General features: G+C 60.9%; 16 protein-coding genes. 9 read left to right on the top strand and 7 right to left on the bottom strand.

What is annotated here, in order from left to right:
• Positions 1-70: 70 nt before the first annotated feature.
• From hypF to trxA, 4 genes are all read right to left on the bottom strand, one after another.
• Positions 71-2,737 (bottom strand): carbamoyltransferase HypF, encoded by a 2,667-nt coding sequence (hypF, locus tag AAAV21_RS08500; RefSeq protein ID WP_349108852.1) that lies wholly within the window; start codon positions 2,735-2,737, stop codon positions 71-73.
• Between the two features lie 139 nt (positions 2,738-2,876).
• A complete protein-coding gene (gene nikR, locus AAAV21_RS08495) occupies positions 2,877-3,389 on the bottom strand; it encodes a nickel-responsive transcriptional regulator NikR (protein WP_349108850.1) in 513 nt (170 codons plus the stop codon).
• Between the two features lies 1 nt (position 3,390).
• Positions 3,391-3,639, bottom strand: coding sequence for a hypothetical protein (locus AAAV21_RS08490; protein ID WP_117564540.1), 249 nt, complete (start codon positions 3,637-3,639; stop codon positions 3,391-3,393).
• A 231-nt stretch (positions 3,640-3,870) separates the two neighbouring features.
• On the bottom strand, positions 3,871-4,191 hold the full coding sequence (trxA, locus tag AAAV21_RS08485) for a thioredoxin (RefSeq protein ID WP_349108847.1): 321 nt from the start codon (positions 4,189-4,191) through the stop codon (positions 3,871-3,873).
• Positions 4,192-4,327: 136 nt separating this feature from the next.
• On the opposite strand from trxA, the gene AAAV21_RS08480 reads away from it, so the two are divergent.
• Positions 4,328-4,903 carry a hypothetical protein gene (locus tag AAAV21_RS08480; protein WP_118377079.1) on the top strand — a complete coding sequence of 192 codons (576 nt, stop codon included), beginning with the start codon at positions 4,328-4,330 and terminating at the stop codon, positions 4,901-4,903.
• 74 nt (positions 4,904-4,977) lie between these two features.
• On the opposite strand, the gene AAAV21_RS08475 is transcribed toward AAAV21_RS08480, so the two are convergent.
• Both AAAV21_RS08475 and AAAV21_RS08470 read right to left on the bottom strand, forming a co-directional pair.
• Positions 4,978-6,255 (bottom strand): ATP-binding protein, encoded by a 1,278-nt coding sequence (locus AAAV21_RS08475; RefSeq protein WP_349108844.1) that lies wholly within the window; start codon positions 6,253-6,255, stop codon positions 4,978-4,980.
• Positions 6,255-6,977, bottom strand: coding sequence for a LytTR family DNA-binding domain-containing protein (locus AAAV21_RS08470; RefSeq protein WP_349108841.1), 723 nt, complete (start codon positions 6,975-6,977; stop codon positions 6,255-6,257). The genes AAAV21_RS08475 and AAAV21_RS08470 overlap by 1 nt, the downstream gene beginning before the upstream one ends.
• 241 nt (positions 6,978-7,218) lie before the next feature.
• Between AAAV21_RS08470 and AAAV21_RS08465 the strand changes: the two genes are divergently transcribed.
• The 6 genes from AAAV21_RS08465 to AAAV21_RS08440 all read left to right on the top strand — a co-directional run bounded on the left by AAAV21_RS08465 (position 7,219) and on the right by AAAV21_RS08440 (position 19,182).
• Complete coding sequence (locus AAAV21_RS08465; RefSeq protein ID WP_349108839.1) at positions 7,219-13,392, top strand: MBG domain-containing protein; 6,174 nt, start codon at positions 7,219-7,221, stop codon at positions 13,390-13,392.
• Positions 13,393-13,518: 126 nt separating this feature from the next.
• Positions 13,519-14,832, top strand: a complete 1,314-nt coding sequence (locus tag AAAV21_RS08460; RefSeq protein WP_349108837.1) for a hypothetical protein — start codon at positions 13,519-13,521, stop codon at positions 14,830-14,832.
• Between the two features lie 483 nt (positions 14,833-15,315).
• Entirely contained in the window at positions 15,316-16,341 is a 1,026-nt protein-coding gene (gene nadA / locus AAAV21_RS08455) for a quinolinate synthase NadA (RefSeq protein ID WP_349108836.1), read from the top strand.
• Between the two features lie 55 nt (positions 16,342-16,396).
• Positions 16,397-17,773, top strand: a complete 1,377-nt coding sequence (locus AAAV21_RS08450) for an FAD-binding protein (protein ID WP_349108833.1) — start codon at positions 16,397-16,399, stop codon at positions 17,771-17,773.
• Positions 17,774-17,776: 3 nt separating this feature from the next.
• Positions 17,777-18,637 carry a carboxylating nicotinate-nucleotide diphosphorylase gene (nadC, locus tag AAAV21_RS08445; protein WP_349108831.1) on the top strand — a complete coding sequence of 287 codons (861 nt, stop codon included), beginning with the start codon at positions 17,777-17,779 and terminating at the stop codon, positions 18,635-18,637.
• Complete coding sequence (locus AAAV21_RS08440; RefSeq protein WP_349108828.1) at positions 18,637-19,182, top strand: transcription repressor NadR; 546 nt, start codon at positions 18,637-18,639, stop codon at positions 19,180-19,182. Before nadC ends, AAAV21_RS08440 begins: the two co-directional genes overlap by 1 nt.
• Before the next feature lie 202 nt (positions 19,183-19,384).
• Here the strand turns inward: AAAV21_RS08440 and AAAV21_RS08435 are convergent, their stop codons facing one another.
• Positions 19,385-19,570 (bottom strand): 4Fe-4S binding protein, encoded by a 186-nt coding sequence (locus AAAV21_RS08435; protein ID WP_006235216.1) that lies wholly within the window; start codon positions 19,568-19,570, stop codon positions 19,385-19,387.
• 595 nt (positions 19,571-20,165) lie between these two features.
• Here AAAV21_RS08435 and dnaK point away from each other — a divergent pair.
• Complete coding sequence (dnaK, locus tag AAAV21_RS08430) at positions 20,166-22,058, top strand: molecular chaperone DnaK (RefSeq protein ID WP_349108825.1); 1,893 nt, start codon at positions 20,166-20,168, stop codon at positions 22,056-22,058.
• 2 nt (positions 22,059-22,060) lie between these two features.
• On the top strand, positions 22,061-22,903 hold the full coding sequence (locus tag AAAV21_RS08425) for a nucleotide exchange factor GrpE (RefSeq protein WP_349108823.1): 843 nt from the start codon (positions 22,061-22,063) through the stop codon (positions 22,901-22,903).
• Positions 22,904-22,927 lie beyond the last annotated feature (24 nt).

The raw sequence follows: 22,927 nt of genomic DNA, 5'->3' as shown, positions 1-22,927 counted from the left end.
CACGAGCAAACGCGTTACACCTGTGAGACGGCGGCGCGCAGGCTGGCAAAACAGCCTATCGCAATGCTGTCTACGCGAGGCGAGCGCGAGCGATGGCGGCCTGACCGTAGGCGATGCAGCCGTCGTTAACGGGCACGGCGTGGGGGATCAAGACGGCAAGACCGGCGTCTTTGAGTTCGTGGGTAAGGAGCTGAAGCAAAAGCCGGTTCATGAACACACCGCCCGAGAGCGCGACGGTATCGATGCCTTCGCGATCACAGATCTCGCACGCGATGTGGGTCGTAGCGTGCGTAATGGCGATGTGAAACCCGAGGGCGAGCCGGTCGGCGGATTCTCCGTTCTCGATTCTGCTCAACAGTGCCTCAAAAAGCGGTTTTTGGTCCAGAACGAGGGGGTTGTTCGAGGTCGCCTGGACAGTTAGTTCAGATTTGTATTTTTCAGAGTGGCTCTGGGTGGCAAAAGTCGTCTGTGAGGATTCCAAATGGGTCGATTTGGGGCCTGTGCCGGGCACGCTTGCCGCAAATAGGGTGTCTGGAGAGCCTTTTTTGGCCAAAGTTGAGGAAAAAATGCCAGACAGGGGGTTAGTAGTTAATACGTATCTGAACAAACTGTCCAGCGACGTTGAGACGGATGCGGATACGCCCACCTGATTGCCGGCGAAACGGCTGATTTCGCCGGCAAGCGCGCGCCAGGCGGCGGCTTCGAGTTCTATGGCGGGTTCGCCCTCGTAGGTTGCCTTGTCGCAGATGCCCAGAATCGCTGCCGCGGCATCAAAGAGACGCCCCATGCTGCTGGTACGCGGGCTGTTGATGCCGCGCTCGATCATGGTGGCTGTCACGCGGCGCGTTTGCTCGTCGAGGCTGTCCAAAAGCCGAGCGGCACCTGGGTGCTCGAGCAGGCCGAGCTCACTGAGCAGGGCAAAGGCGTTGCGTCGGGCGTCGCGTACGGACGCTACGCCACCGGGTAGGGCCCAAGTGCGCAGATGCGCTGCGCGCTCAAAGTCAGCAAGGCCAGCGACAAGAAACTCGCCGCCCCATATGGTGCCATCGGTGCCGGCACCGGTGCCGTCAAAGGCGATGCCAAGGACACACGCGTCGGTTGTAAGCTGGCCCGCGGCGATGGCCTCGGCCATTACGCTCGCGATATGCGCATGATGGTGCTGCACCTCGACGAGCGGCAGATTGTGCTCCCGTGCCTGCTCGTGCGCCCACTGGCTCGATAGATAGCTGGGGTGTAAATCGCATGCCAGGGCGGCAGGCGTCAGGTCAAAGAGATGTTCCAGACGCGTGCGCGCGGCGTTCCAAGCGTCGAAGGTCGCGCCGTTTTCGACATCGCCGATATGCTGCGATACAAAACAGGTAGCCTCGCCGTTCGTCCCTTCACGTGTAAGCGCAATCGTAGCCTTTTGTTGTGGCCCGCAGGCGAGCACGCAGGACGGAGCGCCGTCGAGTGCCGGCAGCGGTAACGGCTGCGGAGCGTATCCGCGGGCACGGCGCACGGACATAATGGCGCCGTTGACCACGCGCACCACGGAGTCGTCGTAGCGCGAGAGGATCGCGCGGTCGTTGCCGAGCAACGCGTCGGCGATGCCGGCGGCAACGAGGTGTTCCCAGGCAAGATCGTCGTCGGTCTCGATGGGCTCTTCGCTCAGGTTTCCGCTGGTCATGATGAGTGCGTGCATACCGCGGGCTTCTGCCGCGGCAAGCAACAGATACTGAAGCGGGGTGTAGGGGAGCATGACACCGAGCTCGGGAAGGTCACGCGCGACGGACAGCGCGAGCGCGAGGGCGTTGGGGGAACCGCCGCTCTCGCAAACAGCACGTCGGCGCAGCAGCACAATGGGGCGGATGCTGCCGGCCAGTAAGCCGCGTTCAATGTCGTTGACATGGCACAGGCGTTCAACGTCGGCAAGGTCGCGCACCATAACGGCAAGCGGCTTGTTGCTGCGGCGTTTGCGGCGGCGAAGCTCGGCTACCGCCTGCTCGTTGGAGGCGTCGCATGCCAAGTGAAATCCGCCCAGACCCTTGATGGCGACGATACTGCCACAGGCCAGCAGCTCAACACAGCGGTCGATAATGGCGTCGCTGGTCTCGCACGTGGTGCCGACGGCCGGCGACGCGGCGGCTTCGCCCGGCTCATCGCCCATGCCCGCCTCGCGCCACGTAATATGCGGCCCGCAATCAAAGCAGGCATCGGGCTGCGCGTGAAAACGCCGGTCGAGTGGGTCGGCATACTCCGCGGCGCACTTGGGGCACATGGGAAAACAATCCATCGACGTGGCCGCTCGGTCATAAGGCAGCGACCGGATGATGGTAAAGCGCGGTCCGCAGTTGGTGCAGTTGATAAAGGGGTAGCGATAGCGTCGGTCGGCGGGATCGAACAATTCGCGCAGGCAATCGTCGCAGGTGGCGATATCGGGCGAGACGAGCGTCGTGTGCGCGGTCTGGTCCTGCGATGCTACGATGCGAAAACCCTCTTCATTGGCGGCATCCCAACCGTTGGCTGCCAGGTCCACAACCTCGACATGCTCTACGCGGGCTGCCGCGGGCGCATGCTCAGAAAGCGCGGTAACAAAAGCATCGAGCGCATCGGCCGGAGCGTGCGCCTCGATATGCACGCCGTCGCCCGCATTGAGCACCCATCCGCAAATGCCATGCGCCATGGCCTCGCGATACACAAACGGTCGCATGCCAACGCCCTGCACAATGCCCGTTACATGGATATGCACATGCCGCATGCGACCCTCCTTCAGTAAAACCTGCCAAAAAGGGACAGGTTTATTTTGGCAGGTTTTATCTGGGAAAACGCAACGCCCCAGTTGTTACCTGCCAAAACAAACCTGTCCCTTTTTGGCAGGTGCGCCGCGGTAAGTTCCGCTATAGCCCCAGGCTTTGCTTGGTGGCAGCGCACGTGAGCTCGCCGTGCTTAACGCCGCGCAGGCCCAGCAGTCGGTCGGCTAGTTCGTAGACGCGCTCGCCGCGACCCTTGAGCGCCAGAATCTCCAAGCAGTTGTGGTGATCCAGATGCACGTGCATCGTCGATACGATTTCGTCGGTGTAGTCGTGCTGCACCTCATCCAGGCGGCGTGTCAGGTCGCCTGTGTGATGGTCGTAGATCATGGTGAGCGATCCGATAACGTGCTCATTGGGCGTGCGCATCTGCTCCTTGGCGATCGAGGCGCGAATCAGGTCGCGCACGGCCTCGGAGCGGTTGGCCACGTCGCCGCGGCGCGCGATCTGTTCGTCAAAACGGCGCAGCAGGTCGTCCGGTGCGGTAACCGAAAAGCGGACCAGCTCGGAGCCGGAGCCACTACAGTGGCAGCCCGCGTCACCGTCCGCCCCGTGCGGATGCTCGTGCTCGTACCCGCAGCAGCGCTCGTGCTCGGACACCCTACACCAGCTTCACGGAGCCGACGGAGTTGTGATCTGCCTCGATGGCCTCCTCGTAGCCCTCGAGCGCATCGTGTGCCTCGTGCAGCGCAGACATGGCGGCCTCGAGTTTGGCGCCAATGCGCTCCATGTCAAAGTTCTCGGTCGCATGCAGCAGCTGATGGCTCCACTCGTGAGCAAGCTCAATGGTGTCGTCGACCTGTTTGACGCTCATGGCAAGCTGGCTCATGTTCATTCCGACGTCATGCATGGGAAATCTCCTTGTGTAGGCGGTAATCCGGCGGTTCAGATTTTACTACGCCCGCTCTGCGCGCCACTGCATAAGAAAACGGGTGCGAGTCTGTGCGACCCGCACCCGTTCACTGGGGGCTGTTTGTGACTACCATACTATCCGTGGTCGCACGCGGTGCACCCAAAAGTCCGGCGAGCGGTGCAAAAGCGCTCATGGACGGCAGGCAGACGGCAACATGTAACAAGCGTATTACAGGTGCTTCTCCAGCAGCGCCTGCAGCCTCGCCTTGGGTAGAGCGCCAACCGAGCGGTCAATCTCCTCGCCGTTCTTAAAGACAATCAGCGTGGGGATGCTCATGACGCCAAACTTCATGGCCAGGTCCTGGTTGTCGTCGACGTTGCATTTGGCGACGGCAAGCTTGCCGGCCAGCTCATCGGCAACCTCGTCCACGATGGGCGAGAGCGAGCGGCAGGGCCCGCACCAGGGCGCCCAAAAATCGACCAGTACGGGCATGCTGTCGTTAACGACGGAATCGAAATTCTCGGGGGTAATCTGCTTAATGTCAGCCATGGTGACCTCCATAATGCGACGCGGCTCGGCCGCGTAAAACTCAGTACGACCGTGCTTATACCCAGCCGCCCGCAAAGCAACCACTCGCGGGCAGCTCTTTTATATAATGGTTGGCACGCAAACGATTGGAGAGCGCATGTCCACGTCACAAAGCCAGAAAAAAGAAGCCATCGCCCAGGCGGCCGAGCAGGAGCTCACATCGCTTGCGGTCCGTGGCGTGCGCATCGTGGGCAACGCGTGCTCGCCGATCGTGCTGGTCAAAGGCGATTTGGACGAGGCCGAGCGTTCGGGTGGCGAGCTTGCCGCCGGCCCGGATGGCGCGGCGTTGCGCAAAGCGCTTGGGGCCATCGGCTACGCGCCCGAGGATTTTTGCGTGCTGGCAAGCGTCGCCGGCGCAGGCGACGGAGCGGTCGCGGTGGGCGAGACTCTGCCGTGCGAGCTGTTCCGCGAGGCGCTTGAGGCCTTGGATCCCGAGGCGGTGCTACTGCTCGACAACAACGCGGCTGACGCCATGCGCGAGACCTACGCCGACATGCTCGTGGCGATCGATGACTTCGACACCGCCATGCTCAAGCCCGGCCTGGTCGCCCATGTGCAGGGCCGCCGCGTGCTCGCGCTCGACGGCTTTGAGGCGGCACTCACCGACAAGGCCGCTAAGCAGCGCATGTGGGCCTACATCAAGCAGCTGACTCCGGCGGCCGCGCCGCTGTAGCGAGCCCGCGTCGACAAACGACCCCGAGCGGGCGAGCCGTACCCGCGAAACGCAAATCCGTCGCGCCCGCGCCCTTACATCACGGCGCGAAGCTCAAACCGATCGCCGTTAATGCGGAACTGGCAGTTGCCGTTCATGCGCTCCACGGCGAGCTTAATGCTCTTGGTGCCAAAGCCGTGACCGGCGTGCTGAGCCACGGGCATGCCGTCGACCATGTGCGGCGCCCGTCCAAATGTGTTGGAAACCGAAAGCAGCAGCTGCCCGTCCTCAAACCGCAGATCAAGATCGACAAAGCGCTTGCCCTCGGGGGCGGTGCTCGCCGCGGCAATGGCGTTTTCCAGGGCATTCGAAAGCACGCTGAACAGGTCGACATCGGCCACATGCACGCTCTGGGGCACGGCGGCGCGCAAGTCGGCGGAAATGCCGCGCTTGCTGATGTCCGAGCCAAACGACGAAAGCGCGATGTTGACGGTCTCGTTGGCGCTGTAGCGGCGCACGGCGGTGCGGTCGTTGGCCTCGCATAGCGTATCGATGCGATCGAGCGCCTCGTCGGTCTGGCCTTCTTCGATCAAGACGGCCAGACCGCGCAAGAAGTGCCGCATGTCGTGGCGCAGAATCGACAGCTCGCGTCCGGACTGGCGCCATGCATCGAGTTCCTTCATGGCCGAGCTATCGCGTGTCTCGAGCATCCAACGCTCTCGCTCGGCGGTTTCCTTTTCTTCGTATTCACGCAGGTAGACGGCGAGAAACATAAGGTAGAACGCGCAGAGCGCAAAGGCCAAAAACTCAACCGTAACCACCGAGCCCGAGTGGAACAGCGTGGTGTAGACGTTGGTGGCATAGTCAAAGACGTAATAGACGAGCGGCAGGATGAGCAGAATCTCGAGCTCGGTAGGGCTTTTGACCGCCAGACGGGGTCCAATGTCACGGGCCCAATGCAGCAGGATCGCAAAGACGGCGACCGTGGTGATAATGCGCGCCACGTAGTACGCGATTTGCGAGTCAGTGGCGGCGAGCGCGGCGATGCCCATCCAGTTGCTGAATTGGCAGCTCAGGTAGGCACTGGTGACTCCCAACATAACGAGCAGCGGGCTCAGACGATAGCGCGCACACAGGTAGACGATAAGCGGCAGGTGCACGACAAGCGGATAAGCCTGACGGGCAAAAAGCTCTCCGCCTACGACATTGGCGATCGAGAAGGCAGCGCCGGTTGCGGCTCCGACCCCCACCAACTCGAGTGCATGGCGTCGATTGATTTCGATACCGCACAGCGCCGCCGAGGCAAAGACGCCAAATAGTAGCGTTGTGGCGTGGTGGATTGCCCAAAGGATTATTTCGACCGAGGAGATCATCAGCTCCTCCTGCCTTCGAAGCGCACCGCAAAGTAGGCGTCTTGGAACCCCTGCTTGCTGCTGCGCGACAGCGGAATGCACGCGCCGGAGCGCATGACGATGTCCGTGCGATCGAAGTGGTCGATGTTGCGCAAGTTGACCTGGTAGCTACGGTGGCATTTAAAGAAGGTGGTATTTTGCGCCAAACGGTCCTCGACGCTGCGGAACGACTCGAGTGCCTCGATATCGCGTCCGTCGCGCAGGTGGAAGACCACGTGCTTGTTGCGCGCCTCGGCATATTCGATGTCGGACAGGCGCAGGGCGTGGTAGCCAAAGGACGTTTTGATGACGAGTTCGTCGGTTGCCGCCGGGCGCATGCTCGAAAGCTCGTCGAGTAACTGCGCCAGGCGCTCGTAAGACACGGGCTTGAGCAGATAGTCGAAGGCGCGGACCTCGTAGGACTCCAGAGCGAACTCGGGCGACGAGGTAAGGAACACCAGGCGTACGGCGGTATCGGTCTGGCGCAGCTCGCGTGCGGTGTCCATGCCGTTGACGAGCGGCATGATCATGTCGAGCAGGATGATGTCGGCGCGCGACGCGGCGTGGCGCGCCAGCAGGTCCTCGCCGTGCGTGACGAGCGCAACATCGACCGCCGTGCTCGTTTCGGTCGACCAACGGTCGATCATCCGGTGCAGTCTATCTAGAAAAGCGACGTCGTCGTCGCAGGCAATAATCTTGAGCATTCGGCCCCCTTAGTAATTCGATTTTGCCACATTGGGTGCGTACCGCTCGCGGGGGTGCGCGCCGTTTGCGCCCCACGGCGTGCAACTCGCGCCAAGCGGCGGGGCGTTAGAAAGCGCAGCAACAAAATAATCCGTGGATAAACATGTCAATACATGCTGACGGCTGGCCGGGGAACACGCCAGCCACCAGCGCCAAGCGATGCTAGGCATCGCGAAGCATAGGGATAAAGGGAGCTGCACGATGAGGGAGAAGAATACGGGAATGCGCGCCATGCTGACGCGCCTGCTGGGTATCGCCGCCGTGGCATGCGCACTCGTGGCAACGCCGGCGGTGGCTGGGGCGGCGACCACGACGGATATTCCAAGCGACGCGATTCTGGCCCAGAGAAGTCCTAATGGCCTCCTATATCCCTACTCGGTGAAGCTCGAGGCGGGAAAAGACTACGTCATCGGCGGTGAAATTACCCTTGGTCACTATGAGGTCGAGGGCGGCACCAAGGACGATCCGACGCGTGTTTACTTTTCCAACAAACCTAAATACGGTGGCCAGATAGTCGACAAGAGAGACTCTACTAGCGGCGAGCTCTTCGTCCTCAAGGGCGGCTACATCGAATTTATCGGCACTGGCGGTTCCTTTCAAACTCAGTTTGACTGCAATGGTCATAGTTTCTTGTCTGACGATGCAAATCCGGATAAAACGTATGGCGCAGATTCTGTTATCGACAAGAGGCGTGCCGGTGGGAGCTTAAACTTCAAGATGAGCGGCATCGACCTGCGAACCATTACAGGAAAAAGTTCCAAACGCGCTATCGCGCTATACGGCACGATGGACGGGGGCGAATCGGCCGTATTCGAGGACGTCTCTGTAATTGGTTGGGATTGCAGAACGGGAACGGCGAGCTATGGGGGCAGTTGTGACTACGGGAACAGTACTTACCTATACACCGCCTCTCCTGCTCCGGTCACCATCCGCGGTTCGCAGAACAGCGGGAAGAGTTTAGACGTAACCTTTAACAACTGTACCTTCGAGGGCAACCGTGACCACTGCGCCGGCGCATTGAGCGTTGTGGGCCGTGGGTTCCGTCCCAAGGTCGTGCTTAATAACTGCACGTTTAACAACAACAGGCAGGAGTCGATCTGGTGTAAGAGCCTTGGGGTTGAGGATACAAACGAGCACACACATGCGGGCAATATTGTCGTCAACAATTCGGATGTCACGCTCAACAACTGTATCGTTCAGTCGATGGACTCGCAGGTTCCGGCTGCGAACTATACGCAAGATATGGTTATGACGAGCGCAATTGCGGTGGCTAAAAATTCGACATGCACGCTCAACAATACGCAGGTGAGCGACACTTATGCAGAGGGCACGTACTACCATTCCGATGCGAACACGCGTCGAAACACTGTGTATGCCCGCGGAACGGTGACGCTTGCTGGCAATACGGCCATTACAACTAACGGCGAGAAGGGCGCCCGAGGCCTTGCGCTCGACACGCCGGGGATTTATTACTACGGCAAACTGAACATTGCCGAATCCTTTGCAGGCAAGGTCCAGCTGTCGCTTAAGGACGATCAGTTGGGCTCCTATACGGGCACACAGTGGAAGCTTGGCACCTGCCGCATCGAAAAGAGCGACCTGCTCGCCCGTGTCACGACGGACGACCCGAGCGTCGGCATTGGAAAGACGGACGACGGATATGTGTACGCCTCGCGCCTGCCGCACAAGCATGTGTGGTCGGTGGAAAACGCCTCCAACAGCTCATATCAGCTGAAGGTCACCTGCTCCGGCAAGATGCGCCCGAGCGATTGCAACTACAAAAATGGTTATGCCGTCGAGCTGGGCATCGATGGGGCAACGCCGGATAAGGGAAAGCTGGGCGTTACATACAGCGGTGGAGAAGTCACCCCAACGCTGACGATGTCGAATAAGGACGGCTATGCTCGAGACGATATCGTCTCGACGGGAGGCGTACGTATCTCCGGGTCTCAGTATTACAAGCTTTCGAAGTGGGGCGACGACGCGGGCGAGCCACTGGAAAAAGTTCCTACCGATGCGGGAATTTACCGTATCGAGTCCAAAGTTAAGGTCAGCGGCCAAGAAGAAGACCTGACGCTCACCCGCGAGTTCCAGATTTTGCCGCTCGATTTGCGCAATGTCAGCGGACTCACGTTCAAGTTTAATGACGGCGGAACAGACACCACGATTAATGGTGAGGCAGTTCGCGCGTACCCATGGACGGGAAAGACGATTACGCCCAATTTTTCCGTTGAGGTTTACAACTACAGCACTCAAAGCTGGTCATCCTTTGTCAAGGGCGGCGACTACAAGATTGATAGTGATCCGTCGTATAGCACGGTGAGCGCGATCGATCCTCCCAGCTCCAATTCCTACTTCCCGTACTATCAGGTCTATATCAAGGGTACGGGTAACTATACGGGTTCGGCATATGCAAACTGGACCATCACAGGTACGCAGTTTGAGAACGTGACGGCAGAGGGATTCGAGGGCGTCTACGACGGACAGCCTCACGGCGTCAACATTTCGGTGTCAAATGCTCCTGCCGACATGACGATCGAGTACAGCTTTGATGAGGGCGACAGCTGGACAACGGAGGCGAAGAGCTATACGGACGTTCAGCGTAACCGTAAGGGCGAGATCTGCTCCGTAACGGTCGATTACCGCATCACCGCGAAAGACTATGTGACAAAGAGTGGGTCGGTTGAAATCAAGATTACGCCGGCCGGCCAGTCTGTTCCTTGGCGTTATATCGCTAGCGACGGCACGGGTGTCAAGGTCAAGGACCAAAGTGCGCATTTGCTCGAGGATGGGTCGCTCTCCAACTTGAATAAGACCTATGAGTGGAGAAAATACGGGGACACATACTGGGAGTCCATCGGTGCCGGTAAAACTTCGGTCGATGGACTGTCTGCCGGGAAGTATGAGGTGCGCTTCAAAGCGGACAACAACCATTACGCTTCGGGGGCTAACGTCTTCGAAATTGCGGAGGGTCCTTGCGCGTCCGCTGACGGTACTTGGTATAAGACCGAGGGTTCGAATGGCGCTCACTGGCAGGTGTGTCGATGCGGCAAGAAGCTCAACGAAGACACGCATGTCTTCTCTTGGGAGGAAGTTAAGGCTCCCACCACAGAGAAGCCCGGTCTAAAGCGGTATCAATGCTCCACGTGCGGCTATGTCCTGCGCGAGGAGGAGATTCCTCCGGCGTGCATCGGCGGTTATGTCGGCGTGTATGATGGCAATGAGCATGCCGTGAGCGTGGACCTTAAGGCTGGCACGACGGCTCAGTTCAGCATCGACGGTGGCGCCACGTGGAAAACGGATGCCCCCACAATCAAAAACGTCGGCAAGACTACGGTCGACTATAAGGTGACAACCCCTGGTGCATCCGACATCAAGGGACAGGTGACGCTCGAGGTGACGCCGTGCCCGATTACGGTGGCTCCTGCCCCGGCATCTAAAACGTATGGCGATCCAGATCCCGACTTCACCTATAACGTGACGGCTGGTTCCCTTATGGAGGGCGATACGCTTTCCGGTATCACGTACAAGCGTGATGAGGGCGAGAATGTCCTGACCGGTTATAAGACGTACAAGGTGACGGCTTCTCAGGAAGAGGGTGCCAACGCTAATTACGACATTACGTTTGAGACGGGCGAGTTCACCATCACACGTCGCACTATCGATGTGAGGTGGAATGTTGGTCAATACGTTTACAACGGCCAAGAACAGGGCCCCACGGCAGAGATAATCAATCTGGTTAACGGCGACGACGTGTCTCTCAAGGTCACTGACGCCGCAAAGGTAGATGCCGGCACGTATACGGCGAGGGTGACTGGGCTCGTCGGTGAGGATAAGGTTCTCTCTAATTACCGCAAGCCCTCGGGTATTGAATGCACGTACGCTATCGCCAAGGCCAAACGGGACAGTGCTCCCAATGTAAAGGCGACAGCGGAGACCGTGAGTGGTAAACACGACGGTAAGATTGAGGGCGTTGATACATCGATGATGCTGGGCAAGCCTAGCAAGCAGATGATGTTCATCAAGGCAAGTGATCTGGTCGATGGCGACAAGCTTGAGAATCTGGCGCCTGGTTCATATCGCCTGTGCTACGGGAAGACGACGAATTATGAAGCCTCCGAGATCGTTACCGTTACGATCGCCGCTGGGCCTAAGCTCAAGGTGACGCTGCCGGCCGAGCAGACGGGCTACACGCTCACGGCTGACGCGACTGAGCTCGACTGGCACGGTTCTGCGACGCTTAAGCTTACGGTCGCGGACGGCTATTACGCGACCAAGGGTCTTGCTGTTAAGGCAAACGGCGAGACCATCAAGCCCAGTGAGCAGGGTGTTTACCAGCTTTCTAAGGTTGAGAAGGACACCGCGATCACCGTTGAGGGCATTGCCAAGCACGAACCCGATGGAACCGGCTGGAAGAGCGACGGTTCTTCTCACTGGCATGTTTGCACGTGCGGTGAGCGGATTGACGTTGCTGAGCATACCTTCGAGTGGGTAATCGACGAGAAGCCTACGGTCGAGAAGCCTGGATCCAAACATTTGCACTGCACTGTCTGTGACTACAACTCCTCCGATAAGGTTGTAATCCCGGCAGCCTCTGTTGCCGGCTATTCCGGCGAGTATGACGGCAAGGTCCACACTGCCGATGTCTCGGCCTTGCCCGAGGGCACGGCGGTCCAGTACAGCATCGACGGTGGCGTCACTTGGTCTGCCACGGTCCCCGAGATCAAGAACGTCGGCACCCTGCCGTTCAAGTACAGTGCGATCGTCGACGGCGCCGCTATCGAGGGCGAGGCGAAGCTTGTGGTGACGCCGCGCAAGGTCACTGTGACGGCGTCCGATGCCTCCAAGACGTACGGTAACGATGACCCTGCTCTGGGCTCGGAGGTCACCAAGGGTGAGCTCGTCGAGGGCGAGTCCCTTGAGGGCATCACCGTCTCCCGCAAGGCCGGCGAGACCGTGAGCAAGGGCGGCTACGTCGTGACGGCGTCGCAGTCCGAGGGCGCCAACCCCAACTACGAGATTTCGTTCGTTGATGGCAAGTTCACCATCGACCAGCGCGAGCTCACCGTGGAGTGGGACGCTACCACCGAGTTCACCTACGACGGCGAGAAGCATTGTCCCGAGGCAGAGCTCGGCAACGTCATTGGCGATGACGACGTCTCCGCGTACGTCGACGGCGGCGCGGTCAAGGCCGGCAAGCATACGGCGACCATCACCGAGCTGACGGGCGACGACGCGGGCAACTACAAGCTGCCGGCAACGGGCCTGACGTGCAAGTTCTCCATCAAGAAGGCCCCCAAGGGCGCACCGGTGGTCCAGGGTGTGGCCGAGACCGTCAGTGCCAAGGCTGACGGCAAGATTACGGGTGTCGACACCACCATGGAGTGGCGTGCCAAGGACTCGGGCGAGTATCAGGCTGTGCCCGAAGACGCGACCGAGCTCAGCGGCCTTGCCGCGGGCGCGTACGAGGTGCGTTACCGCGCCGATGACAACCACGAAGTCTCCGCCGCGACCAAGGTTACGGTTGCCACGGGCCGCAAGCTCGCTGTGGCGCTGCCCGCCGAACAGGTCGGCTATAAGCTCGCGGCTGACGCGACCGAGCTCGACTGGCATGGCTCTGCCACCCTCACCATCAGCATCGAGGACGGCTACTTTGCCGACTCCCTCACCTATGCCGTCAAGGTCAACGGAGACGCCGTGACGCTCAACGAACGCGGCGAGTTCACCGTCCAGGACGTCGAGGGCGACGTGAGGGTGACGGTCGAGGGCGTGTGCAAGCACGAGGCTGTGAGCGATACGTGGATCTCCGACGACAATACGCACTGGCACGAGTGCACTTGCGGCGGCAAGATTGACGAGGCCGCACACACCTTTACGTGGGTTGTCGACACGCCTCCCACGGCGACCGAGAAGGGCTTCGGTCACCGTCAGTGCGTCGTCTGCGGGTACGCCCTTGCCTCCGAGGAGATTCCGGCTGCTGCCATTTCCGGCTACTCCGGCGAATACGACGGTGCGTATCACACGGTCAATGCTTCGGCGCTGCCCGAGGGCGCGACGGCCGAGTACAGCACCGACGACGGCAAGACCTGGTCTACCACCGCTCCCGAGATCAAGGACGCCGGCGCGCTGGACGTTGCCTATAAGGTGATGATCGGCGGTGCGACGGTCGAGGGCCAGGTGACGCTCGAGGTTACGCCGCGTGCGATCACGGTCACCGCTCAGAACGCCTCCAAGATTTACGGCGAGAAAGACCCCGTCTTTGAGTGGTCGGTCACCTCTGGAGAGCTCGTCGGGGACGATACGCTTGAGCTCGAGATCGAGCGCGAGGACTGTGACGACGTGCGCGAGGGTGGCTATGCTCTGCGCCTGACGTAGCCCGAGGGTGCGAACCCCAACTACGCGATTACGTTCATCGACGGCACGTTCATCATCAACCAGCGTCTGCTCACCGTGACGTGGGGTACCACCGAATTCGTCTACGACGGCAAGGAGCACTGCCCCGTGGCAGAGCTTGGCAACGTCATCGGCAAGGATGACCTCGGCGCGTTCGCCGACGGTTCCCAGACCGAGGTCGGCACCTATACGGCGACCCTCGCCGAGCTGACGGGCAAGGCCGCGGGCAACTACACGCTGCCCGCCGATGGCTTGACCTGCGAGTTCTCCATCAAGAACGCTGCGCAGGACGCGCCGGTGGTCCAGGCCGAGGCCGAGACCGTGAGCGGCAAGAAGGACGGCAAGATCATGGGCGTCGACGCCACCATGGAGTGGCGCGCTCAGGGCGCCGCCGAGTACCAGGCCGTGGGCAAGGACGTGACCGAGCTCAAGGACCTCGCCGCCGGCGTGTACGAGGTGCGCTACCAGGCTAAGGCCAACTACGACGCCTCTGCCGTTACCGAGGTTACCGTGAAGGCGGGCCGCAAGCTCGTCGTGACGCTGCCGGGTAATCAGGTGGGCTACACGCTCACCTCGACGGCAACCGAGCTCGACTGGCACGGCTCCGCAAAGCTCGCCATCAGCATCGACGGCGCGTACTTTACGGGCAAGAACTATGCCGTCAACGTCAACGGTAAGGTCGTTAAGCTCGCTGACGACGGCACCTATGAGCTCAAGGACATCGAGGGCGATGTGAACGTGACGGTCGAGGGCGTGCTCAAGCACGAGCCCGACGGCTCCGGCTGGGCGCACGACGCCAAGAACCACTGGCATATCTGCCGTTGCGGCGAGGTTCTCGACAAGGCCGAGCACACCTTTGAGTGGGTTGTCGACAAGCCGGCGACCACCGAGGCCAAGGGCGAGAGGCACCAGGAGTGCACGGCTTGCGGCGAGAAGGGCGCAACCGAGGACATCGCGATCCTGGCACCCACGATTATCGAGGGCGCAGGCCAGGCGATCACAGTCGACACCGCCAAAGACTTGAGCTTCCGCTCGAACGCGCCGATCAAGTACTTCCAGAAGGTGCTGGTCGACGACAAGGAAGTCGATGCCGAGAACTACGTGCTCACCGAGGGTTCCACGATCGTGACGCTCAAGACGAGCTTCGTGAAGACGCTTGGTGTGGGTGAGCATAAGCTGAGCGTGGTTTCGACCACGGGCACGGCAGAGACGACCTTTACCATCGCCGAGGCCGCCAAGCCCGCTCCTGGCCAGACCACCACGACTACTACGACCACGACTACGACTTCCAAGCCTAAGAAGAAGGCTGGCAGGGAGACGTTGCCTGAGTCCGGCGACAGCGCGTGCGTCATGGCTGGTGCTGTGTTCGCTGCCGGCATGGCGGCTCTGCTGCTGGCGTGGACTATGAAGCGCCGCGCCTAGTCGCATGCCAGTTTCCAGCGGGCCCGGATCGAGCGATCCGGGCCCGTTTTTGGGCCTGTCGGAAACCCGGTGGGCAAAAAATGCCAAATATGAGTACTGTCACCATTTTAGTAGCAGCAATATTGCCCTAAAAAGCGTGTTGTCGGGCCAAAATTGCATCGATTTCCACCCGGCAGAGCCACGATCGGGCCCCAAATTAGGCGATTTTGCCGTTCTGGACCGGAAAATCGCTGTTACTAGTTTGGTAACAGTACTCATATTTTCCCTTTTTTGCCCACGCCCCTTCGGCTAAGGTGATAAACAGGGGGTTAAATATTAAATCAGGTCCAACCTCGTCTATCCATAGCGCTTCGGCTCGAAAGCGACCCAGCCCAAGATCGAATTATTATTTCAACTTTACACCTAGGTTTACAGCTGTCTTGTCAGCTGTAAACCTAGGTGTCATACTAAAGCCCCAAGATTCGCCAAAAGAGAGGGGCCTTGATGGCACAGAGCGCGAACATGGATGCATCGGAGCTTGCACGCGACATTGCGGCCGGCCTGGCATCGGCAACGACGGCAACGGAGCGCGCGGCGCTGGTGCCCGCAGAGCTCGTCGAGGCCATTCAGCAACTAAAAACCCAGCGTGACGCGGTCATCCTGGCGCACTACTATGTGGCGCCCGAGGTCCAAGCCGTTGCCGATTACGTTGGCGACAGCTTCTACCTGGCAAAGCTTGCCAAGAGCCTGCCGCAGCAGACGATCGTGCTGTGCGGCGTGGAGTTTATGGGCGAGAGCGCCAAGTTGCTCAACCCCACCAAGACCGTGCTGCTGCCCGAGCCGGGCGCGGACTGCCCCATGGCTCACATGGTCAAGCGTGAGACGGTCGACGCGGCGCGCGCCGAGTACGGTGACGACCTTGCCGTGGTCTGTTACGTCAATTCGACGGTCGAGATCAAGAGCTGGAGTGACGTGTGCGTCACCAGCTCCAACGCCGTCAAGATCGTGTCCGAGCTGCCGCAGCAGCACATCCTGTTCATTCCCGATCAAAACCTTGGCCGCTTCGTCGCCGAGCAGGTGCCGCAAAAGCACGTCATTCTCAACAACGGCTACTGCCCGCGCCATCACATCATCACCGTCGAGCAGATCGTCGACGCGACGGAGGCGCACCCCGACGCGCTCGTGCTGGCGCACCCCGAGTGCAAGGCCGACGTCCTGGCCGAGGCCGACTACATCGGCTCCACCGCCGGCATTATCAAGTATGCCGAGGAGTCGGACGCGAGTGAGTTCATCGTCGTGACGGTCCGCGGCGTGCTCTACGAGCTCGAGCGCCGCTGCGAGGGCACCGGCAAACAGTTCTACTTCCCCGCGGTGCAGCCCACCTGCGTCAACATGGATCTCATCACGCTCGAAAAGCTCGTGCGCTGCCTAGAGACGGGCGAGGGCGAGGTGCAGATTGGCGTGTCGGATGAGGCCGCCGACCAGGCCAAACTTACGCTGGATCGCATGCTCGAGTACGCAGCGCGCTAGAACAATGCGGCATGAGGGACGGTCCCTTATGCCGCATTCAAGGGAGAGGATTCCTGTGGAAACCAAGCAATACACCGACATGGAGTGCGACGTCGTCATTGCCGGTTGCGGCGTGGCGGGCCTATACGCGGCCCTCAATCTGCCGACGAGCACGCGCGTGATCATGCTCTCCAAGGGCGCTGTCGACGAGTGCGACTCGATGCTCGCGCAGGGCGGCATTTGCGTGCTGCCCGAAGGCTCGGACTACGATGCCTTCTTTGAGGACACCATGCACGCCGGCCACTACGAGAACCGCCGCGAGAGCGTCGACATCATGATTCGCTCGAGCCGCTCGGTCATCAACGACCTGTTGGCCATGGGCGTGGACTTTGAGCGCAAGGCCGACGGCAGCCTCGACTTTACCCGCGAGGGCGCGCACAGCCGCCCCCGCATTGCCTTCCATGCCGACATTACGGGCAAAGAGATCACGACCAAGCTGCTCCAGGCTGTCCGCAAGCTGGACAACGTGCAGATTCTCGAGCACGTGGCCATGACCGACATCCTGACCGCCGAGCGCGATGGCGCCACGGTGTGCACCGGCGTCGTCGCTGTCGCCGTGGACGAGGACGATTCAGCTCGCCCCGCCGACGAGCTGGCAAATGCCGCTGAGGACGTGCATGCCGGTAAGCCGTTTAAGATCCATGCCCGCCATACGCTGTGGGCAACGGGCGGCATCGGCGGCGTATACGACCACTCAACCAACTACCCGCAGCTCACGGGCGATGCCTGCTATATCGCTCAGGAGCATGGCATTAAGATGGAGCACCTGGACTACGTGCAGATCCATCCCACGGGACTGTTCTCGCCGCAGCCGGGCCGCACCTTCCTGATCAGTGAGAGCTGCCGTGGCGAGGGCGCGATTTTGCTCAACACCGCCGGCGAGCGCTTTACCGACGAGCTGCAGCCGCGCGATGTGGTCGCTGCCGCTATTCGCGAGCAGATGAAGCAAGACGGCACCGAGCACGAGTGGCTGAGCTTTGCCCCCGTCGAGCGCGACGTGGTAACCGGGCACTTTGCCAACATCCGCGCACGCTGCCTGGAGGACGGCCGCGACATCTTGGACGAGCCCATTCCCGTTACGCCCACGCAGCACTACTTTATGGGCGGCGTGTGGGTCGACAAGGACGGCCGCACCTCGATGCCTGAGCTCTACGCCGCTGGCGAGACGGCCTGCAACGGTGTTCACGGCAAGAATCGTCTAGCTTCCAACAGCCTGCTCGAGTCCCTAGTCTGGAGTCGCCGCGCCGCGTGGTATATGCGCACCGGCGAGTCGCTGGCCGTGGAGCAGGCCGGTGAGCCCGCGCTTGACGGACGTCACCGCGCCCTGAGCGCCGAGACCCTTGCAATCGATGATTTGGCCCGTGCCGCCGGCACGCAGGCCGTGGAGGAGTAGACCATGAATCCCATTACCATGAAGCTCGTCGTCGATGACCTGATTTTGCAGGCTCTGCGCGAGGACATTACCTTTGAGGACGTGAGCACGGCGAGCGTGTGCCCCACGGCGCGCCCCGCTACCGTTGAGCTCATTGCCAAGGCCGACGGCATTATCGCCGGCCTGGACGTATTCGCCCGCACCTTTGAGCTGCTGGATCCGCAGAGCTCCGTGTTGTTTGATGTTGCCGATGGTGACGAGGTGCACGCCGGCGACCACGTGGGCCAGGTGCGCGGCGATGCGCGCGTGCTGCTTTCGGGCGAGCGCGTGGCGCTCAACTACCTGCAGCGCATGAGCGGTATCGCTACCTACACGCACAGAATGGCTGCGGCGCTCGAGGGCACCAAGACCGTGCTTGTCGACACACGCAAGACCACGCCGGGCATGCGCGTTTTCGAGAAGGCCGCGGTCGAGATCGGCGGCGGCAGCAACCACCGTTACAACCTGTCGACGGCCGTCATGCTCAAGGACAACCACATCGATGCCGCCGGTGGCGTGACGCGCGCGATCGAGATGGCGCGCGCCCATGCATCGTTTACCACGACGGTCGAGATCGAGTGCGAGAACCTGGACATGGTGCGCGAGGCCGTGGAAGCCGGCGCCGATATCATCATGTTCGACAACATGACTCACGACGACATGGCTGCCGCGATTGAGCTTATCGCCGGTCGCGCCAAGACCGAGTGCTCGGGCAACGTAGACGCCGACAACATTCGCGCCCTGGCCGACCTGGGCGTTGACTTTATTAGCTCGGGGGCGTTGACGCACTCTGCGCCGATTCTCGACCTCTCGCTCAAGCACCTGCGTCTGTTGGACGGTAAATAATGGACGCCCGCGAGCGTCGCCGTGCCATCATGGCCGTGCTCGAGGGAGCCACGGAGCCCGTTTCGGGCAGCGCGCTTGCCCGCGAGGTTGGCGTGAGCCGTCAGGTCGTGGTTCAGGATATTGCCCTGTTACGTGCCGATGGGCACGATATCGTGGCGACCAACCGTGGTTATGTGCTGCAGGAGGCCCCCAGCAGCCCCGCCGTGCCCACGCGCTTGGTCAAGGTTCGCCACAGCGTGGAGCAGGCAGGCGATGAGCTCACGAGTATCGTCGACGCCGGTGGCGCCGTGCTCAACGTGATTGTCAATCACCGCGTGTACGGTAAGATCACGGCCGACTTGGACATTCGCAATCGTCGCGATGTTGAGCGCTACCTGCACGATATCGAGAGCGGCAAGAGCTTTCCACTACTGACGGTGACCAGCGGCTACCACTTCCATCGCATCGCCGCGGAAGACGAGCAGACCCTCGACGAGATCGAGGCTATGCTCAAGGAGAAGGGTTACCTCGCCGATTTAATGCCCTACGAGGATGATTTGTCCTAACCCGATACTGTCTTTATAAGTTGCGGTGAAATAGTTCCTAAAATCGGCACCTAAGCAATGAATCGGGAACTATTCCACCGCAACTGCCAAGGTAGCCCCGTCCCCAATTAGCTGCCTGCACAAAAAAGGAGGCCTCCGCGGCGATGCGGAGGCCTCCTTTTTTGTGCACGGTGTACTTTTGAGTGTGCAGGTGGGGGAGTTGTTACTCCTCGACGATCTCGGTGATCGCGCCGGCGGGGCAAGCGTCCTGGCAGGCGCCACAGGCGACGCAGGAGTCCTCGTCAGCGACGGTAGCGACGTCCTGGAGCTCCAGAACGCCAGCGGGGCAGGAGTCGACGCAAACGCCACAAGCGATGCACTCGTCGGCATCAATTACGGGATGAGCCATGGTAGTTTCCTCTCTGTTGACCGACGCTACAGGCGATGCGCGTCGGTTTGATTCGGGCAAAAACATACCACGGGAGCGACCGTTTGCAATACCCTCTGACCGGCATCTTCATACCGTTCGCCGAGTATGCCAAGGTTTACTAAAAAACGCGCAGGTGGGGCCGTTGAGCTGCGCAAATGTTAGCTAAAGGTGACTTGAAATATTGAGCTATTGAGCACGCCTGCGGAAAGCACATCCCATTATTTTGCCGAAAAACGGGTCGCAGTTTCCGGTTGGGCCTGCTAGCGGAAACTGCGACCCGGAATCCACGCTCAAACCGGGACGAGCTTTCCGCAAGACAGCCCCAGGCACCCCCGGATGCAAACCTCAGCCATCTCTACATAGATCTCGATAGATGTGCTGAGAACTCAAACAGCGCATCTACCTGCGCATTTGAGAACCTAAACTCTCAGAGATAAGAAATCTTATATGAATTGACTTAGATTTTGTATATTCCGGCCCATAAGGGGATACACTACATCCTGAAAGACAAGCCGAAGCGCCGCGCGACAGACCGTCGAGGCGGCGCGAACGCACAAGAGAGAGGGAATTTCTAATGAGTAAGATTCTTGGTATCGACCTTGGTACTACCAACTCCGCCATGGCCGTCCTCGAGGGCGGTTCTCCGACTATTATCGTAAACGCCGAAGGCGACCGCACCACCCCGTCCGTCGTGGGCTTCCGTGCCGACGGCGACCGTGTCGTGGGTAAGGCCGCTAAGAACCAGGCTGTCACCAACCCCAAGAACACCGTGTTCTCCATCAAGCGCTTCATGGGCCGCAAGTACTCCGAGTGCACCTCCGAGATCAAGACCGTGCCGTACGAGGTCAAGGAGGGCCAGGGTGGCCGTGCCGTCGTCGACATCGAGGGCAAGGATTACACCGCCGAGCAGGTGAGCGCCATGACGCTCGCAAAGATGAAGGCCGACGCCGAGAAGTATCTGGGCGAGACCGTCACCGACGCCGTCATCACCGTCCCGGCCTACTTCAACGACGCCCAGCGTCAGGCCACCAAGGACGCCGGTAAGATCGCCGGCCTCAACGTCAAGCGTATCGTCAACGAGCCGACCGCTGCTGCTCTGGCCTATGGCCTGGACAAGCAAGGCTCCGATCAGCGCATCCTGGTCTTCGACCTGGGCGGCGGCACCTTCGACGTCTCCATCCTCGACCTCGCCGACGGCGTGTTTGAGGTTCTGTCCACCTCGGGCGACAACCACCTGGGCGGCGACGACTGGGATCAGCGCGTCATCGACTGGATGGCCGATAAGTTCCAGCAGGAGAACGGCGTCGACCTGCGTCAGGACCCCATGGCCCTGCAGCGTCTGAAGGAGGCCGCCGAGAACGCCAAGAAGGAGCTCTCCGCCGCCCAGCAGACCACCATCAACCTGCCGTTCATCACCATGAACCAGTCCGGCCCGCTGCACCTCAACTACACGCTGACCCGCGCCGAGTTCGAGAAGATCACCCGCGACCTGCTCGAGCGCTGCAAGCAGCCTGTCACCAACGCCCTGCGCGACGCCAAGCTCAAGCTCTCCGATCTGACCGAGGTCATCCTCGTCGGCGGCTCCACCCGTATGCCCGCCGTCCAGGAGCTCGTCAAGACCATGACCGGCAAGCAGCCCAACATGTCCGTGAACCCCGACGAGGTCGTTGCCGACGGCGCTGCCGTCCAGGGCGGCGTGCTCACCGGCGACGTCGAGGGCATCCTGCTGCTGGACGTTACCCCGCTGTCTCTGGGCGTCGAGACCATGGGCGGCATCATGACCAAGATGATCGACCGCAACACCACGATCCCGACCTCCAAGACCGAGGTCTACTCCACCGCTGCCGATAACCAGACCAGCGTCGAGATCAACGTGCTCCAGGGCGAGCGCGAGCTTGCCCGCGACAACAAGTCGCTCGGTAAGTTCCAGCTGACCGGTATCCCGGCTGCCCGTCGCGGCGTGCCGCAGATCGAGGTCACCTTCGACATCGACGCCAACGGCATCGTCAAGGTTTCCGCTAAGGACAAGGGCACCGGCAAGGAGCAGCAGATCACCATCTCCGGCTCCACCGCTCTGTCCGACGACGAAGTCGATCGCATGGTCAAGGACGCCGAGGCTCATGCCGAGGAGGACAAGAAGCAGAAGGAAGAGGTCGAGGTCCGCAACCAGACCGATAGCCTGTGCTACTCCACCGAGCAGACCCTCAACGAGCTGGGCGACAAGGTTTCCGCCGATGTGAAGTCCAAGGCCGAGGCCGCTATCGCCGACGCCAAGAAGGCGCTCGAGGGCTCTGACGTCGAGGCCATCAAGGCCGCTGGCGAGTCCCTGCAGTCCGTGGCCTACGAGCTGGCCCAGGTTGTCTACGCCGACGCTCAGCAGCAGACCGACGGTGCCGCCGGTGCCCAGCCTGCCGACGATGACGTGGTCGACGCCGACTACGAGGTTGTGGACGACGAGGACAAGTAATCATGTCCGCCCGTAAAGCTCGCACGGAGGCGGCCGCCGCCAGCGCCGCCCCCGTTGACTCTGAGGAGAAGGACGTGAAGATTCCCGTAGAGGCCGTCGACGATACCGAGGCCAATGAGGCCCCGGCTGCCGAGGCCGCCGAGAACCAGGTAGAGGATTCCAACGAGGAGGCGACGATGACCGAGGACGAGATGGTGGAAGCCGCTATCCGCGCCGGTGAGGAAGCCGCCGACAACGACTTTAAGCTCAAGTTCGAGCAGGCCCAAAAGGAGCTTGCCGACGTGCGCAATGAGCTCGATGCTGCGGCAGAGGCTCAGAAGGCCGCCGAGGACAAGGCAAAGGACGCCACCGAGCGCACCGCCCGTCTGCAGGCCGACTGGGAGAACTTCCGTCGCCGCACCGCCAGCGAGCGCATCGCCGAGCGCGAGCGCGCGACCGAGAAGCTTGTCACCGCGCTGCTGCCGGTGATCGACGATATCGAGCGCGCGATCGACCATGCCCGCAGCCAAGAGCTTTCCGACGACTTTAAGCAGTTTGTCGACGGCGTCGATGCGGTGCATGCCAAGCTGCTCGATGTGTTTGCGCACGAGGGCGTTGAGCCCATCGACCCCAAGGGCGAGGCGTTCGATCCGCTCGAGCACCAGGCTGTGGGTCGCGTCGAGGACGCATCGCAGTACGACGAGACCGTCAACGACGTGTACCAAAAGGGCTACCGCATGGCGGATCGCATTCTGCGTTCCGCGATGGTGACGGTGACCTACGGTGGCGAGAAGCGCCCCGCACCGGAGCCCGAAGCGGCGCCCGAGGATGCTACGGCCGATACGGCCGAGAGCACCGAGGAGTAATTGAGAAGGGCCCCGGGGCAACAC

The organism is Collinsella sp. CLA-AA-H302, from assembly GCF_040093305.1.
GTDB lineage: Bacteria > Actinomycetota > Coriobacteriia > Coriobacteriales > Coriobacteriaceae > Collinsella.
Note: the sequence above shows the minus strand (reverse complement) of the source record. Positions and strands in the feature narration are given on the sequence as shown.